Raw genomic sequence first — 14,014 nt, forward strand, 5'->3', positions numbered from 1 at the left:
CCAGATTCACCAATATTAATGCTTATTATAAAATTCACATCTATTCAATTTTTGCTTTTCGGCTGTAACCATGCTTCTCGTAATCTTCAATCCAAATCAACTTCCTTTTAGTTAAATTATTGCCATGAGGCTGTAATCGGAAATGGCCATTGACAGAAAACCCGCCTGCACGAATGATTTTTGTAAACCAGTTACTATCAATAATCTCAATCTTTGGAACAGTTTCATTTACATATTTCTCATTATTAAGAGTTGTTCTTTTACTTGCATCATTCCCACCGCTTATAATTTTAATTTCAATTTCAGCAAAATGGTAAAAAGCTAAATATATAAGAGTAATCCATGACATTAATGTTCCTTCTGTATGAGACGAATTATTAAGTAGCTTCTTCCCATCTTCGCTAATACCGGGTTCGGGTATTCTTGTAACCTGAATTGCCCTCTTCCCTTCCAATTCCCCAAATTCTAATGTTGCCACTTCAACAATTTCCGTATTGCCAAAATGAACAGTCTGTAAAACTTTATTATGCCATTTGTAAAGAATTGAAGATGTGTCTGGAAATAAGAAAATTCCTTTGCTGTCAGGGATCTCTTGGTAAATATCAAACAACTTATACTTTATAAGATTAGCCTTATCTATGATGGTTTTGGCAAAATAACATATATGAGGCTGATTAGTGTCAAACTCTGTAAGCAATTCAAAAACTTCGTTATAGCATTTATCCCTCTTTCCATGTTTTTCGAGATACTCATTTATCTCATCAGTGAAAGCGGCATGTATATCCAGTTTTGAAAATAGTCTTTCCTCAACCGCTTCTAAAATTGGATATGTTCGTTTTGAAAATTTCATTTTGTATTGTTCGAAAATTCTATTTCTAATCTATTACTACTAAAAATTCCATTGCAAAAAAAAGTAAAATACTTTAGTAATACTCCACTTCGGACAAAACTACTCAGATTTTCACTTTCAGCAGGCTTAGGATATAAGGAGTCACTTTGTAAAGCAAATGTAATATCACCTTTTATGCCGTCTGAGTGCAGATAATCATATCAATATTCGTAATTACTCTCCTTTTTTACTATATTTTAGGTCTGATTTTATACTAAAAGTTTAAAGAAATCATCTTTTTTGATGAATCATTTCAACTCCATACGAGAATTACTCAGCACTCTTAGCAGAGGACACAAACTTTTGGCTGAGATGTTTGAAAAGCGGAAATCGCTTTCATATAAATATGAGTATGCACTTGAAGTAATGGAGGGGAACGAAGATGTGATTAAACTTTTACTTAGTAAGAACATTATCAGGCAAAGCGGAAATCTTCTTGAACTTGACGACCAGTTCCTAAAATTCTTTGAGGAAATTTTGGAAGTCAACGAGGAAATAAACACTTCTTACATCAATGAAAACCTAAGGCAGGTAAGGGGTGAATACATGCTTTACTATTTACAGGCGACAACCGACAGTGAAAGATTCAAGTATTTGAAAGCGGTGAAATCTGCTTTGCGGAAAATAGGAAGAATCACAATGAGAAACATTGTTGACTTAACTCGAAACATTGAAAACGCTTTTAAGACAGAACCGAATTACAAAATCAAACTTGCAAAACTTGAAAACCACAAACTGAAATTGGAAGCCATTCAGCAAATGATTGTGCAAACAGAGAAGCTGGTGAATGAAGATGAACTTACTTTTTTCAAAACTGCGACGGATGAAGAACTGAAATACATCAAGACAGAATTGATTTTGGACTTGACAGAATCCAGGCAGAACTTAATTGAGACGAGAAAGCAAATCATTGAATACATCAATCAAATAAAATATCAGAACAGGTTCATTGAGAAGTTGAGGCAGTTGAAATATTTGAGAGACCAATTTGAAATCAAACATAAAACAGACATCATTGAAGTTTTATCAAACACTCATTCACTTGCTTTTGAAGCAAAACCGGTTTACTCATTAAAACTTTCACTCGAGAATTTACAGCGGGATGATATTTACCAATTAATCAAAAAAGTCAGCGGCCAATACAAGTCGGGAATTAATCCGAAAAAACTCATTGCCGAAAATCTTTCAGCGGATGATTTAAAAGTTAAAACAGAAAAGGAAGTTCACATCAATTTGCATGAAGTGAAAAAGACCTTTGCGACAGCAGGCAAACACCTGTTTGACTACATTTATGAGTATGAGTTCCCAAGAGAGGTTTCGTTTGCCGAGAGAGTTACGATTTATTGTCAGATGATTTCAATATTTGAAGATGAGTTCGAGGTATCAGATAATTTCGAACGGCAAGACAAGATTGAATACGCATTAGTCTATCCGAAATAAACAGCAATATGAATGTTCCGAGACAAACAGGAGAAATATTTGAACTACTAAGCAAAGGACAATTCATTTGCTCAAACAGTTCTGACAGTCGCATTTCAAAACTCTGTGAAATTCTTGACGACCCCGAGAACTTTGAAACTCTTTTTGAGTATTTCTATTCAATCAATTTCATTCTTCAAAAGGGAGACGAGTATTATCACTTCTCACGAAAAGATGAATCAAAAGCGGACTTAGAAAGAAAGTTGGAAGCAGCTTGTAAATGGATTGACATCGTTGACTTCTTCAAAACCTTTGACAATGCTTTTGCTTCGGGCTACTCTTTTTCGCCTGCAAAAATTTCAGTCGAAATAAGTGTTCAGGCAGTATTGAAAAATAAAGCCGATGGACTAAAGGGCATTCTCAAAATAGAGGAGAAAACTCCTTACCATGAAGTAGTGAACAAAATCGTTGAATCTCTTTGCAAAGACGGTTTTGCAGAAATTGAAAATGAAATCTTGAAATCCTACAAAGTGCTTTCATCCTTCAAGTATCTTGAAGAGCTCATAAATAATATCAATATCCCCGAAGAAGTTCAGCATGAGATACCTGAATAAAATCATATTCATCAACAGCGCACGAATACGCTATGCCGAAATAAATCTTGACGGCAATGTGCATTTCATAGGCACACAAGGCGTAGGCAAAAGCACGTTGCTGAGAGCAATATTATTTTTCTACAATGCTGACACTTTTGGTTTAGGAATTCCAAAACAGAAGGCAACTTACACCGATTACTATTTCAAAGATTCAAACGCCTACATCATTTATGAAGTGGTTCGTGATGATGGAAAGTTTTGTGTGGTTTCCTACAAGTCGCAACACAAAGTTTGTTTTAGATTTTTTGACGGAGAATACAATAGGGAATTTTTCGTGAGTGATAGTGGAAATGTTCCTGAAAGTTGGGAAGGTATTGCAGAACAACTTGACCAGCACAAAGTATTCTACACCAAAAGAAAGATTGAGGAACACAAAGAGTATCGTGATATAGTTTATGGAAATCATGATGGTAAAAAGGGTGAACTAAAACGCTACTCCATTCTTGAAAGCAGGGATTACCATTACATCCCGAAAACAATTCAGAATGTATTCCTTAATTCAAAAATGGAAGCCGAGTTCATTAAGCAAACCATTATCATGTCTTTAGAAAATGATGTTCGGATTGACTTGAACCAATATGCTCATCACCTGAATGATTTTGAAACACAACTTTCTGACATCAGAAAATTCAAAACACCAAGTGCAACTGCACAAGGAGAATCAATTTCCAAACTACATATTGCAATTAAGAATTTGGAGAAGGAAAAAATCCAGATTACAAAACACTTGGCTTGGGCTGTAAATAAAAATCAGCAAGAAGAACCTGAATTTACTAAGAGATTAGGGAAGCAGAAAGACGGTGAAAGTGTTCTGCTTTCTAAGTTAAAAAAAATGGCAGATGCTTTTAAAACTAAAGAGGATAAAATCAAAGGTGATATTAGAGTTCAGGAAGAAAATCTAAAAACAGTTAGGCGACTGACGGAAGAATATCAGCAGAAGAATATTCACCAAATAATTTCAAGAGTTGAAAAGAAGGTTACCACTGAGAAAGAGCAAAAGAATTTGCTAAATGAAAAGGAATTGCTTTCAACACAATTCAAAGAGTTAGCACAAAAATTTCAGGCTTTACTTGACCAGTTGGAAAATCAACTAAAAGAATCTCTCAATGCGCAGGAGGCCACTAAGAATAAAATCAATTCTGATTTTCTCACATTCCAAACTGAAACGAGAAAAGATTTTGAAAAGCAGACATCTGATTTACGAACAGAGCATAAAAAGGAAATTGATATTGCAAGAGAAGATTGGGAACATAAAAAGCAGCTTACTAACAACCTAAAAATTTCAAGAGAAGGAATCAAACACAAAAACTTTTTTGCAGAGGAAATAAAGAAACTTGAAACTGAGATAAAATCGTATGCTGACGCAATTCAAAAACTAAATTCAGATAACGAAAACTCTGTAAGACAAATTGAAACATTTCAAAAGCATTGGGAACTTGAAGAAAAAGAATTGCAGAAAACTTTTGAAAGAGAAAAAGAAAAGTTAGATGAGCAAATCTCGGAATCAAACAGCAAGATTGCTGAGATTGAATCCTACATTGAAAACAGCAAGAATTCTTTGTATGGTTGGTTAACAGAGCAATACCCCGGTTGGGAAAAGACAATTGGAAAGGTAATTGACGAGAAAAATGTCTTGTTCAATACTTCTCTATCTCCGAAACTTTCAGGCAAATCAAAAGATTTTTATGGAGTGGAAATTGACTTGAATGAAATCAGTAAAACCGTTAAGACCGTTGCTGACTATGAAAAAGAAAAATTGGAACTGAAAGAGAAAGTTGAAGGCATTAAAAAATCTATTTCAGGACTGATAGAAAAATTAGAGAAGGATAAAGAAAACCTAAAAAAGAAAATATCAGCCGAAAATACGAGAGAAGAAAGGTTCAATTAAAGAGAACGAATATTCACTTGGGCAAAATCAAACGAAACAATCAGATGCAACTGTAAAGCGAAATGAACTTGTCGCAAAAGCTAAATCGGAAAGAGAACTTCAACTTGAAAAATCTGAATTGGCTATTGCGGAAGCGACAACAGCAGAATTAAAAGCAAGAGATGAAGTTTCAAGAGTTGAAGATGAATTGACGAAATTGATTAAGGGAAAGGAAACCGAAAGAGAGAAGAAAATTAAGTCCGAAGGAGAAAGAGTAAATCAACTTCTGATAAATGTTGAAGCAGAAATCAAAGTTGAACAGGAAGCTAATAAAAAACGAAAGGCAGAAATAAATTCTCAAAAAGAAAATGAATTTTTAAAGAAAGGTGCAGATACAAGTCGCTTGAATAAAATTGATTCCCGATTAAGCGAAATAAAAATTGAACTTGAATTCATTGAAACCAATAGAGGGTTGGTAGAAAGATACTATTACGACAAGGAACAGTATTTAGACCAAGCCGATAAGTTCAAACAAGAAAAGCAAAAGCATGAGAAGCATTTAGAGCAAGAGGAAAAGAAATATAATCAGCAAAGAGAAACAATTGCAAAGGAACTTGAAGTTGTTCAGGCAGTGATTAAATCTTTGGAAAAAGAATTGGGAGCAATTTCAGAAGACAATGAAGCATTCAGCAATTTTAACGAACTTGAATTCTTCAAAACGCTTAAGGAATATTTTTCCAATCCTAATGATGAGGATATAACTGACAAGCGAGTGAGAATTCTTGTTGACGAAATCAAAGAAATTCACTACGAAAAACTTCATAACAGGATTGAAGAATTAAGAAAGACCGCAACCGATTTCTTGGGCAAGTTTAGCGACGGCAACATTTTTAAATTCAAGAAGCAACTGACTGATGATAAATCATTCCTTCACTTTGCTCAGAACCTTACCGACTTTATTGAGGATAAAAGAATTGACAGGATAGAGAAAGAAGTCAATGAAAGATTCGCATTGATTGTTTCAACCATTGCGCAACAGACAAATAGTTTAGTTTCTAATTCGGGCGAGATTCAAAAAATAATAGCGAAAATCAATGATGATTTTGAAAAGAAAGATTTTGCTGGTGTAATCAAGAAAATTGAATTGAAGGTTGACGATAGCAAGAATGAAATTGTTCAGTTGCTCATCATGATTAAGAACTACAATGATGAGAATGCAATGGAGTTAGGGAAAGCAAATTTATTTTCGGGAGAAAATCAGGAAAAGAAAAACAAAGATGCTGTTGATTTACTGAAACAATTTGCAAAGAAAATTGGTGAGTTGAAACGAGATTTCATTTCGCTCTCTGATTCGTTTGAATTAAAATTCAGAATTATTGAGAATGATAATGATTCCGGTTGGGTTGAAAAACTTGCAAATGTTGGTTCAGACGGAACTGATGTTTTGGTAAAGGCAATGCTGAATATCATGTTGCTGAATGTTTTCAAAGAAGGAGCATCAAAGAAGTTTAAAGATTTTGAATTGCATTGTATGATGGATGAAATTGGTAAGCTGCACCCAAACAATGTGAGGGGTATTCTGCAATTTGCCAAAGACAGAAACATTCACCTAATAAGCGGTTCACCGATAGAAAACGATGCACTTGCTTTTGACCACATTTATAAGTTGAACAAAGACGAGAAAAGCATAACAAGAGTTAAACGAATCCTTACACAGTATTCAGAATGACATTACCTTTTTCAATAGCGGAAAAACTAATCGCAATGCTGAATGGAGAAAAGATTCCATTCAGCAAAGTGAAGCATTCTGTTATTGATTCAATGATTGACAACGGAATTTTAAAAAAACAAATTCAGGGAAGAAGCAAGGCACTTGTTTATCTCACTAACAGAAATGGGCTTTCTGCTTACTTGAAGAATCACTTTGGCATTGACAGTTTGGAAAATTATGTTGAAGCTTTACAGCGAGCAAATTTAAGTCGTGCCGATGCGATTGACATTGCATCCAACTCAAAGGTGAAATCAATAAGAACCTTCAAAGGTTTCTTAGTGAATTGCTTCAACCCAGTTGATTGTATCTTGAACAAGCGACAAATCACTATTGAACCACAAGAAGGAACTTTCACTTTCATTTACGACTATGAATACTTCTCCCCATCTGACAAAATCACAATAGTTGGAATTGAAAACCCTGAGAACTTCCGACACATCCAAAAACAGAAAAAATTATTTGAGAATATTCAGCCGCTATTTGTTTCAAGGTATCCTCAGAACAAAGATTTAGTCAGGTGGTTGCAGACAATTCCCAACAACTATTTACACTTTGGTGACTTTGACTTTTCAGGGCTGAATATTTATTTCAACGAGTATAAGAAGCACTTGAAAGAAAAAGCAAACTTCTTTTTGCCGTCAGAAATTGAGAAGTTGCTTTCTGCAAAAGGCAACCGAGACAATTACAGCAATCAAACAATCCAGTTTGATGAAGCGAAGGTTGATGAGTCAAGCATTTCAAGTCTATTAATGCTAATTAGAAAGTATAAAAAAGGACTTGAACAAGAAGTATTTAGTCGTCAAAAAAACATTTAAACTGTTCCGTTATATGCCAATAAAGGGTAATTCACAGTGGGGCAGATACACCCGCATGAAAGCCCATTTTTCACTTCTTCAACATGCCTACTCTTAAAATTTAATCACTAATTTTTGCTACAAAACATAACTAAAAATAATTGCAATTTTTATGGAACAAAAAAAACAGGAAAGCTTTGGAGCGTTTCAGGTCATGATTCTGGTTCTTTCTATATACGTTTTAGTTGCTTTACTCATTGATACATTTTTTAAGTTGCCTGCGGAAGTCTCAAAAGTACTGGGAACAGTTGACAATTTTATATGCGTATTCTTCCTAATTGATTTCTTTTATAGGCTTTATAAAGCAACAAACAAGTTGAAATTTTTGCGCTGGGGTTGGATTGAACTTTTGGCAAGCATACCTACATTAGATATAATGAGAGCCGGTCGGCTATTAAGAGTAATTCGCCTACTAAGAATTCTCAGGGCGTTCAGGTCAACTAAAGTACTTGTTAGCCACGTATTCCAAAACCGAACAAAGGGAACTTTTACGGCCGTAGCATTAATTTCAATCCTCTTGGTAATATTTTCGTCAATTGCGATACTGACGGTAGAAGCTGATTTGCCCAACGGTAACATAAAAAATGCTGAGGACGCAATTTGGTGGGCGTTTGCAACAATCACTACCGTTGGATATGGCGATAAATTTCCTGTATCTACCGAAGGAAGAATGATTGCCTCTATTTTAATGATAGCTGGCGTTGGGCTTTTTGGAACATTCACAGGCTTTATAGCCTCATGGTTCATGGAAGGGAAAAAAGAAAATGAGGTTATCGAGGATGTTTTAACTGTAAATTCTTCAGAAAATTAGCAGTGTTTTCAGGATCAAAGTATCGTTCCAGTAAATAGGATTTTTTAAACTCACTTGGAAGAAATTCCCCCCATTTGGAAAATTTAAAAAGGTGCGGATTTTTTTCCAAAGCCTCATCAATTAAACTTTCAATTGATTGCAGCTCACTATTTACCTTTCCTATAATGTCATTAATCGCAGCATCCGTTTTATCAAATTCAAATAAAGAAATGGCTTCGTCATAAAATGTCTTTATCCCTTGAACCTTTAATAAAAAATCAATTGTCCTATTAACCTTTGTACCGTTAAAAGAATAAAACTCTATTACTTTCTCATTCGCTAAAACTGGTCTATCATAATAAAGGTCTTCTATCACGACCGAATTAAACATTTGTTTTAAATCATTGATACCTTCTATAGAACTCTCGTGTGCCTCGACCTCATCTACCGGCTCGTATAGCAATTGCAGCATTTTCTCTCGAATTCGGGAGTGTATATCTCCGCCAGTGCCAAAGAAAAGAGGTTTTCTGCCATCTTTAGCAGGAATAACTTGAATTTTATTTGCTTTCATATCAACATCCACAATTTTCCAAACCCTTGCTGCAAGAAAAATATTCTCATCTGGAACAACCTGGAGAGAGTACGGAATTTCGCCTAACGATTTCCCAGCATTAATCACTTTAAATTTTTCATCTGTTTTGAATACACTGTAAAACGACCTTGAATCTGCTAATTTTTCGCCTTCAACTCCTATTATCAATTCTTGTTTTAAATCTTCAATGAAATCACATCCAATCATATAATCAATCAAATAGTCTACCTCATCAGAGTTAATATTTGAAAATGCGACATTGAATTTTATCCATTCCAATAATTTAACTCTGCTAATTCCTGATTTTTCCTTTAAAACAGAAAGTATTTGATGAAACAAAATATCAAAAGGTTTTTTTTGAGGCGTAAGCGGTTCGATAAAACCTTCTTTGTACAATTCCCAGCACGCAAATGACTGTAATAATTCCCAATTCTTAGTAGCATAAAGTAAAAGATTGCTTTGTGCGCCTTCTTTTCTTCCACTTCGTCCAACACGTTGAATAAGGGAGGCAATGGAAAATGTTGAATTAACTTGAACTACTAAGTCAACTGTTCCAATGTCAATCCCTAATTCCAGGGTAGAGGTACATATTATGCAGAAGTTATGTCTTTTGTTATTCTTCGCAAAGTCTTCAATATATTCTCTTAATTCCTTATCAATTGATGAATGATGAGAAAAATAGTAAGGATGGCCTTTTTTCTTTTCGGATAATTTTTTCAGCTTAACTGCAATTTCTTCCGCTTTTCCCCTGCTATTTGGGAATATTAAAACTTTCTTATCCTTGGTAAGGTCATATAGTTCAGTTATTAAGCTGGGTGGAATTTCATCACCTTCAACTTTCATATATTTGAAAAGTGCTGAAACATCCTTTGCAGTTTTATCAAGTAATACTTTAGTTATATCTTCTTCACCCGTAAATCTTTTGGCTTCATCATAGTCACCTATTGTTGCCGACAAACCTATTGTCCTAATCTTACCTGTACATTTCCCTTTTATTCTTGAAATCAAAGATTTTAAATGTGTACCCCTTTCCGAACCAATGAAAGAATGTATTTCGTCTATTACAATAAACTTCAAATTTGAAAATAATGCGATAATATAATAAGGGTTGTTGACAAACATTGCCTCTAATGACTCTGGCGTAATTAATAAAATCCCTGATGGTTCTTTAATTAATTTCTCTTTAAGGGTTTTATTAGCCTCACCATGCCATTTAGTTACTGTTACGTCTAAATATTTGCACAATTCCTCGATTCGCACAAATTGGTCATTAATAAGAGCAATTAGAGGAGAAATATATAATACTTGTATACCCTTTTCTTTAAAATCAGTTTTGCTAAGAATAGGCAAAAATGCTGCTTCCGTTTTGCCAGAAGCAGTCCTGGATGCCAGAATATAGTTTTCCTCGGTAGACAAAATTTTAGAAATAGCTGCGGCCTGAATAGGTCTCAGGGACTCCCATCGCTTATCCCGAATATATCTTCGTATTGGTTCTGACAGTAGTTCGTAGGCCATTTATATTTCTTCTACATTTTCAAATGCAAGGTTGTCCGGCCGTTCATCTTTAATTTCTAAATCCCCAAACAATTTTTTCTTATCAAGTGAGGAATTTTGCCTCAGTACGCTGAGAATATTCAGAAAGTCCCTAATAACCTCTCTTGGAGTTAAAAATTCATTTGCCCCAGGCTTATTAAAAAGCTCCTCCATGAATAAATGAATATCAGCATCATCAACATTTATTTTCACTTTATAGTTAAAATCAAAAATGGCTTTCAGTTTTTGGAGTAAAACGAAAATTTCATTATGGCTCAAAGGCATTAGGCGAATGACAGGTTGTGCGAAATCTCTAATTTCTACGGTTTCAAACTTATTTGTCTCAAGCCTCGACTTTAATGCTTGATAACTAAACAATCCCCTTCTTTCATTCTCTAAAAACTCTCTTGTCCCTGCAAAATTGATAAAAAAATTGCTCACCTTTCCCTGAAAACAATCATTGTATATCGTAAGAATCTTTTCATAGTTTTTTTCTCTTATTTGCCCTGTAGAAATTTTGTAGAGATTTATCGCTTCATCAAGGTTTACCATAAATCCGCTATACCCCATGCTAACAAAGAGTCTGCAAAAATTCTTCAACATATCATAATAATTCAAGTCATTTATTATTTCCCTTACTCCCAAATCTTGTCTCGCCTCTGTTTTAGTCCTATACTCTCCCTTCAACCATTTTAACGCATCTCTTCTGAGGTTTTCATTATCGGTAATATATCCCTCATAATATTTAAGTACAACTAAGCCAAAATCAAAACCGCCAACATCAGTAAGTTCATTGATAGTTTTCATTATACTATCTTTAATAAGGTTGGCATATGATTCGCTTCTAATATCTGCCAGGGAGATTCCGTTTTCTTGAGCAACTTTCGAAACAATTTGTTCAATCCATTTTTCGAGTAGTATCGAAAGTGCGCCTCCTTCAGGTTTGGTCTGAATAGAGATGTTATCGATTATTGAGGAATATAAAGCTACCGCCTTGTTATCATTGGAATATAGCCTGTTCTCAGGAGTAAAATCAGCATTAGCGACTACGAATTTCTGTTTTAAGGCTACTGTATTTAACAAATGAAGCATAAACGACTTACCCGCTCCAAAATCGCCAATCCAAAACTTAACCATGCTATGACCATTCTTAACGTCTTCTAATGATTTTAAAAAAGCTTCAATTTCATCCGACCGGCCAACTGTAATATGCTGCACGCCAATTTTAGGAACAACTCCACCAAGTAGAGAATTGACTATGGAGGTCGCTTCTTTAGGTTTTACGTTTTCAATCATGGTTCTTAATTTTATTAAAATATTCCTTATTTATTTCGTAGCCATTCTCACCTTCTTCAATCAACAAATCATCCACTGATTCAAAACATTTCTCATTAACACTATCTATCAATTGATTTTTAAACAAGCCTTTGTCCTTAGTAAAGGAATCAATTGTTTCAGTTGTTAAAACAAAATTATTCTCTTCAAATAGTTTCAATAAAAGTTCCTGGTTCTTATTAAGATTTGCTTCAGCGAGAAACTCAGACTTAGGCACTTCTTGAAGAGTTTTTACAGAAATATCAATCTGCATTTCTTCCGCACCGGATTCAACAATTTTTATTTTTGTATCATTGTCTTCATATTCATCATCTAAAACCCCATTCAATATTTCTACGGTCTCAGAATGCTGCGCCTTTACCTCTTTAATGAGAGTATCGTCTAATTGTATCTTCTTTCTTCTCTTTGCAAAAATGGAAGGTGCAGCCTCAATTGCCTTTATAATATCACGGTCTTTTGAAAGTGCGCTTACAACTTTTTCAAATTCGTGTATTTCCTCTTTATTTCTAAATAAACTCTTTTGAATAGTTTTTGCTAATTGCTTACTATCAATCTTAGTTGATTTAAGGTCGGCATATAAATAGTGCAAATAGAGTTTAATTGATTCAAGCCTATCAAATTTTGCCAGAAATTTTGAAGCTTCGAAATATATATTTTCAAGGGACGGGTTTTTTTTGTTAAATTCTCCCAATTGATAAATATTGTCTACAAATAAACCTAAATGAGTTGGACTAAAGGAATTTACTAATTCATCAAATTTACTTTTCCATCTACCTGTGTTTTGCTGATTTAATTCAATTTCCGTTTCCGTGTCAGGAGCAAGTATTGAGCTTTTTAAAGATTCGAGTATCTCAATAGTATCTTTTCCAAAGCGTTTATTAAATTCAGCATTAATTTCCGTAGCAGAGGACAGGAAAATGGCTGACAACTTTCTTTTATGGTCATAAATTTCTCTCATGAAATTTTCACATAGCTGAAATAAGGTTTGAAAAACTTCGGAGTCAACCCTTTCAAGTAATTGTGAGTTACTATTAAAATCTACTCCATAATAATAAATATTATTTGCTTTATAGTACTCCAATACCCAAAATCCTAAAGCACTACTTTGATTATTGAGCGTAGTCCCTTCTTTCTTAAATTTACTTTGTAAAGCTTTGAGAACTTTCAAATAGAGATTAATTGTTGCAACACTGCAGCCTTCAATAGAAATAAAAACATTTGATGGTCTCCAAAATTTATTAAGCCAACTAACATCTTGATTACTTAACCCTAACTGACTTTTATATTTTGTTCCAAGCCGAATATCATCATATAAATACGGCAAAGACTCAACATAATTTCGCTCCTCCTCTTGTTTTACAATTTTTTGATCATTATCGTATATTAGCTTTTGTTCCTTTCCTGTAATATCAATTATAGATTTATCCGTCTCAAGTGTATCCATCTTTGATTGTTTCTTCATGTCTTCAATTAACTTCAAAAAAGTCAAGCAAAACTGATTGTGTGAAAAATCGTTATTAATCAGCAGCTCATATATATCATTATACATTGACTCAAAATCATTTTCCAACCCAACGCTTATGGACAAACCTTCTTGACCAGCTTGCGAATTTGTTTTTATTTTTATAAATGACAGGAGCAATCTTTTTTTGTTATCACTGTTTAGTAAGTCATACGCTAATCCAATTTCATTATAGAAAGGTCTATCTGGCTTAGAGGTCAATCCTTTGACAAGTAGGAAATCTTCCCACTCCAAGCCAAAATATTCATGTGCAAAGGTCAACCCTTCTTCCGAAGAAACTTTCTCTTGCATAGGCTTTATTAGTTTTAACGATTCAGAAGAATTTACAGAGATTTTAGGCTCACCAGATTCGCCCCTTTTGCCAGATTTTGCTACTATAAGAACTACTCCAACCAATAAAACGATAAATGCTATTAATGTGTCTCCGTTAGCGAACCCTCCTATAGAAATAAAACAAAGAGTCACCCCAAGAATTAAACGACCAACATTCATAAGAATCTTTGTAATTAATAGTGATACACCTTTACGAAGCAAAGGTTTAAATTAGTCTATTTCTATTTACAAAATATGGGTCGACAGCATTGCCATTATTTAACGGCGGGGGAATGGGCTTAGAGGCAACTAAGGACTTCAGTTCTGGAATATTTCCGATTGTTGACCAGTCCTGTAATCCCTCGTACCACACAAAAGTGTTATTTGTAAGCTTTTGTGTTTTTAATTGTTCAAAGGTGAGAGGACAATGCTGACTCTGGCCGTGATAGATGAAATACTCAGTCATAGTTAAGG

Annotated in this window: 11 protein-coding genes; 6 read left to right on the forward strand and 5 right to left on the reverse strand. The window is 34.3% G+C overall.

Going from position 1 to position 14,014, the window contains the following annotated elements:
* Positions 1 to 40: 40 nt before the first annotated feature.
* The gene (locus tag ACFEL9_RS20170) at positions 41 to 850 is read right to left on the reverse strand and encodes a hypothetical protein (protein ID WP_385893993.1); all 810 of its coding nucleotides are present in this window, start codon (positions 848 to 850) and stop codon (positions 41 to 43) included.
* 279 nt (positions 851 to 1,129) lie between these two features.
* Between ACFEL9_RS20170 and ACFEL9_RS20175 the strand changes: the two genes are divergently transcribed.
* From ACFEL9_RS20175 to ACFEL9_RS20200, 6 genes are all read left to right on the forward strand, one after another.
* Entirely contained in the window at positions 1,130 to 2,329 is a 1,200-nt protein-coding gene (locus ACFEL9_RS20175; RefSeq protein ID WP_385893995.1) for a hypothetical protein, read from the forward strand.
* A gap of 8 nt (positions 2,330 to 2,337) precedes the next feature.
* Entirely contained in the window at positions 2,338 to 2,922 is a 585-nt protein-coding gene (locus tag ACFEL9_RS20180; protein ID WP_385893997.1) for a condensin complex protein MksE, read from the forward strand.
* The gene (locus tag ACFEL9_RS20185) at positions 2,906 to 4,852 is read left to right on the forward strand and encodes an ATP-binding protein (protein WP_385893998.1); all 1,947 of its coding nucleotides are present in this window, start codon (positions 2,906 to 2,908) and stop codon (positions 4,850 to 4,852) included. Before ACFEL9_RS20180 ends, ACFEL9_RS20185 begins: the two co-directional genes overlap by 17 nt.
* Positions 4,848 to 6,560, forward strand: coding sequence for an ATP-binding protein (locus tag ACFEL9_RS20190; protein ID WP_385894328.1), 1,713 nt, complete (start codon positions 4,848 to 4,850; stop codon positions 6,558 to 6,560). The genes ACFEL9_RS20185 and ACFEL9_RS20190 overlap by 5 nt, the downstream gene beginning before the upstream one ends.
* A complete protein-coding gene (locus ACFEL9_RS20195; protein ID WP_385894000.1) occupies positions 6,557 to 7,417 on the forward strand; it encodes a DUF7281 domain-containing protein in 861 nt (286 codons plus the stop codon). Before ACFEL9_RS20190 ends, ACFEL9_RS20195 begins: the two co-directional genes overlap by 4 nt.
* A gap of 151 nt (positions 7,418 to 7,568) precedes the next feature.
* Positions 7,569 to 8,267, forward strand: coding sequence for a potassium channel family protein (locus ACFEL9_RS20200; protein WP_385894001.1), 699 nt, complete (start codon positions 7,569 to 7,571; stop codon positions 8,265 to 8,267).
* Here the strand turns inward: ACFEL9_RS20200 and ACFEL9_RS20205 are convergent.
* From ACFEL9_RS20205 to ACFEL9_RS20220, 4 genes are read right to left on the reverse strand one after another with little or no spacing between them, the layout of a single operon-like run.
* Positions 8,227 to 10,353, reverse strand: a complete 2,127-nt coding sequence (locus ACFEL9_RS20205; RefSeq protein WP_385894003.1) for a DEAD/DEAH box helicase — start codon at positions 10,351 to 10,353, stop codon at positions 8,227 to 8,229. The genes ACFEL9_RS20200 and ACFEL9_RS20205 overlap by 41 nt on opposite strands.
* Positions 10,354 to 11,667 carry an ATP-binding protein gene (locus ACFEL9_RS20210; RefSeq protein WP_385894005.1) on the reverse strand — a complete coding sequence of 438 codons (1,314 nt, stop codon included), beginning with the start codon at positions 11,665 to 11,667 and terminating at the stop codon, positions 10,354 to 10,356. It abuts the gene before it with no gap.
* On the reverse strand, positions 11,660 to 13,720 hold the full coding sequence (locus ACFEL9_RS20215) for a tellurite resistance TerB C-terminal domain-containing protein (RefSeq protein ID WP_385894007.1): 2,061 nt from the start codon (positions 13,718 to 13,720) through the stop codon (positions 11,660 to 11,662). Before ACFEL9_RS20215 ends, ACFEL9_RS20210 begins: the two co-directional genes overlap by 8 nt.
* Positions 13,721 to 13,766: 46 nt before the next feature.
* Positions 13,767 to 14,006 (reverse strand): DUF4339 domain-containing protein, encoded by a 240-nt coding sequence (locus ACFEL9_RS20220; RefSeq protein ID WP_385894009.1) that lies wholly within the window; start codon positions 14,004 to 14,006, stop codon positions 13,767 to 13,769.
* Positions 14,007 to 14,014: the final 8 nt, after the last annotated feature.

This window comes from Terrimonas alba (assembly GCF_042434975.1).
GTDB lineage: Bacteria > Bacteroidota > Bacteroidia > Chitinophagales > Chitinophagaceae > Terrimonas_B > Terrimonas_B alba.

Coding starts and splice junctions, on each gene's coding strand:
- ACFEL9_RS20170 (WP_385893993.1), bottom strand. CDS start 850: ATGAAATTTTCAAAACGAACATATCCAATTTTAGAAGCGGTTGAGGAA.
- ACFEL9_RS20185 (WP_385893998.1), top strand. CDS start 2,906: ATGAGATACCTGAATAAAATCATATTCATCAACAGCGCACGAATACGC.
- ACFEL9_RS20220 (WP_385894009.1), bottom strand. CDS start 14,006: ATGACTGAGTATTTCATCTATCACGGCCAGAGTCAGCATTGTCCTCTC.
- ACFEL9_RS20195 (WP_385894000.1), top strand. CDS start 6,557: ATGACATTACCTTTTTCAATAGCGGAAAAACTAATCGCAATGCTGAAT.
- ACFEL9_RS20180 (WP_385893997.1), top strand. CDS start 2,338: ATGAATGTTCCGAGACAAACAGGAGAAATATTTGAACTACTAAGCAAA.
- ACFEL9_RS20215 (WP_385894007.1), bottom strand. CDS start 13,720: ATGAATGTTGGTCGTTTAATTCTTGGGGTGACTCTTTGTTTTATTTCT.
- ACFEL9_RS20210 (WP_385894005.1), bottom strand. CDS start 11,667: ATGATTGAAAACGTAAAACCTAAAGAAGCGACCTCCATAGTCAATTCT.
- ACFEL9_RS20200 (WP_385894001.1), top strand. CDS start 7,569: ATGGAACAAAAAAAACAGGAAAGCTTTGGAGCGTTTCAGGTCATGATT.
- ACFEL9_RS20205 (WP_385894003.1), bottom strand. CDS start 10,353: ATGGCCTACGAACTACTGTCAGAACCAATACGAAGATATATTCGGGAT.